The organism is Streptomyces flavofungini (assembly GCF_041028215.1).
In the GTDB taxonomy this organism is placed as follows: Bacteria; Actinomycetota; Actinomycetes; order Streptomycetales; family Streptomycetaceae; genus Streptomyces; species Streptomyces flavofungini_B.
Map to the genome: position 1 here is coordinate 1 of NZ_JASKYR010000942.1, position 2337 is coordinate 2337.

Genomic DNA, 2337 nt, shown 5'->3' on the forward strand with positions numbered 1-2337 from the left:
CCGGCCCGGCYCSCGSGRGCCGGGCCGGTCGCCGCGGCGGCGGCCGGATGCCGGGCGGGGGCGTCGGCCGTGGCGCGGATCGGCGGCAGGCCTTCACCAGAACCGGAGCGGAATGGTCCGTTCCCACAGGCTCGACGGGAGGGCGGGGCTGGCTGGCAGACTGGCTCGTCTCGTCATCAGCGCTAGGAGCTCCCCATGTCGATGGCCGGCAACCTGCGGAAAGTCGGAGGCCTTGGCAAGGTCGGCGGCCTGCGGAAGGTCCGCGGGCTGCGGAGAGTGGCACGCCTCGGCCGCCGTCACGCACGCGTCGATCTGAGCCACCCGGCCCGGTCCCCGCTGGGCTCGTCGGTGGTCAACTGCGTGACGTATCAGAAGGGTGTGCGCCAGCCTCCGGCGAGCGACTTGGTCGAGTCGGTGAAGCGGGTCCGCAGGAGCGACAACGGCTTCGTCTGGCTGGGGCTGCACGAACCGACCGAGGAGGAGTTCGCGGGGATCGCCGACCTGTTCGACCTCCACCCGCTCGCCGTGGAGGACGCCGTCCACGCGCACCAGCGTCCGAAGGTGGAGCGTTACGACCACACGCTGTTCGCCGTCTTCAAGACGGTCTGCTACGTGGAGCACACCGAACTGACCGCGACCAGCGAGGTGGTCGACACCGGCGAGATCATGCTCTTCGTCGGCCGTGACTTCGTCATCACGGTCCGGCACGGCAGGCACGGCTCGCTCGGCCCGCTCCGCGAGGCCCTTGAGGCGGCGCCCGAGCAGCTCGCGCAGGGCCCCGCCGCCGTCCTGCACGCGATCGCGGACCAGGTCGTCGACGACTACCTCGCGGTCACGGACGCCGCCCAGTCCGACATCGACCAGGTGGAGTCGGACGTGTTCGCCCCGGACGGGGCCCGCGTCGACCCCGGGCGGATATACCAGCTCAAGCGTGAACTGCTGGAGCTGAAGCGCGCCGTGGTGCCGCTCGGCCGCCCCCTCCAGATCCTCGCCACCCAGCCCATGAGGGTCATCGCCCCGGAGATACAGGCGTACTTCAGGGACGTCGACGACCATCTGAAGCGGGCCACCGAGCAGATCGCCGCCTTCGACGAGCTGCTGAACTCGATCCTCCAGGCCCATCTCGCCCAGGTGACCGTCGCGCAGAACGAGGACATGCGGAAGATCACCGCCTGGGCGGCGGTCGTCGCGGTGCCCACGATGGTCTGCGGCATGTACGGAATGAACTTCGACCACATGCCGGAGCTGCACTGGCAGTTCGGCTATCCGCTGATGATGAGTCTGATAGCGGGTGCCTGTGTCGCGCTCTACCGCGGCTTCCGGCGCAACGGCTGGCTGTAGCGGAATCCGACGCGCCGCTCCTGGCTGAGGTGCTCGGCCCCCGGTCGACGCCCGGTCAGCCGTTCCACGCCGGGTGCCGCGGGTCGTCCGCCCGTACCACCACATCGGCCGTGGCCGCGGGGTCCGTCTCCGTGTCGTACCGCTCGAAGGCCGGAAGCGTCCAGCGCTCCTCCTCCGGCGTGCGCCGCAGCAGGGCACCCGGCGAGAGGCGTACGTGCACACTCAGATCGAAGGGGAACCAGTGGCCGAGCAGCAGCGGGCCGTGCAGCAGGAGCAGGCCGCCGGGCGGCAGCCCCACGTAGGGGCTGCGCGTCGCGCGGTCGGTCACCGGGTCCCAGAGATCGGGCAGCACCCGGCCCGACCCGCCGGGGTCGAGCGGTCCGAAGACCTCGCGCCACAGCGCGCCGGTGTCGAACCACCCGCTGTAGTAGGCGTCCACGTCCTCGTGGCCGTACTCGAAGCGGAGCGAGGCCGGGCGCAGGAACCCCTCCATGCCGATGACCAGCGCCGTCCTGCCACGCAGCCGCAGCGCGTCGCTCACCCGCCGCGCGAGTTCGCCGGTGGCCGCCGCGGGCGCCCCGTCCACGGCGACGCGCGGCCAGGCGCCGCCGTCGGCCGTCCGCAGGTCGAGCAGGCGGTCGGCGAGGGTGTCGGCAAGCCGCTCCCAGGTGATCGGTTCGAGGCGCACGGACCCATGATGCCGTCCTGCCGACGGGTGCGGGCGCGGGGCCGGGTGCGGCGGCGAGGCCGGGGGCGCGCTGCGGGGAATGGAAAGGGTATGGCGAGCCCTCCTGCCGGCCTCGTGGCCTTTCAGCCCCTGACCCGACGGCACTGCGCGGAGTGCCGCTCCGGGCCGCTCACCCTGCTCACCCTCGAGGGCGGCGAGCCGCGCTGCCTGGACTGCGCCGACCTGGGGCACCTCGTCTATCTGCCGCGCGGCGACACGGCGCTCACGCGGCGGGCCCGCGAGGAGAGCGGCCTCTCCGCGGTCGTCGT

Annotated in this window: 2 protein-coding genes and 1 pseudogene; 2 read left to right on the plus strand and 1 reads right to left on the minus strand. The window is 72.5% G+C overall.

Annotated elements, in window-relative coordinates; translation table 11 throughout:
- Positions 1-195 precede the first annotated feature (195 nt).
- Positions 196-1341, plus strand: a complete 1146-nt coding sequence (locus tag AB8Z36_RS36860; protein WP_369217747.1) for a magnesium and cobalt transport protein CorA — start codon at positions 196-198, stop codon at positions 1339-1341.
- Between the two features lie 55 nt (positions 1342-1396).
- Here the strand turns inward: AB8Z36_RS36860 and AB8Z36_RS36865 are convergent, their stop codons facing one another.
- A complete protein-coding gene (locus tag AB8Z36_RS36865) occupies positions 1397-2029 on the minus strand; it encodes a uridine kinase (RefSeq protein ID WP_369217748.1) in 633 nt (210 codons plus the stop codon).
- Between the two features lie 90 nt (positions 2030-2119).
- On the opposite strand from AB8Z36_RS36865, the pseudogene AB8Z36_RS36870 reads away from it, so the two are divergent.
- Positions 2120-2337, plus strand: a pseudogene (locus tag AB8Z36_RS36870) (DUF2293 domain-containing protein); the annotation flags it as partial.

Bases quoted from the DNA above. Each gene is read 5' to 3' on its own strand.
- AB8Z36_RS36860 (WP_369217747.1), top strand. From the start codon at position 196: ATGTCGATGGCCGGCAACCTGCGGAAAGTCGGAGGCCTTGGCAAGGTC.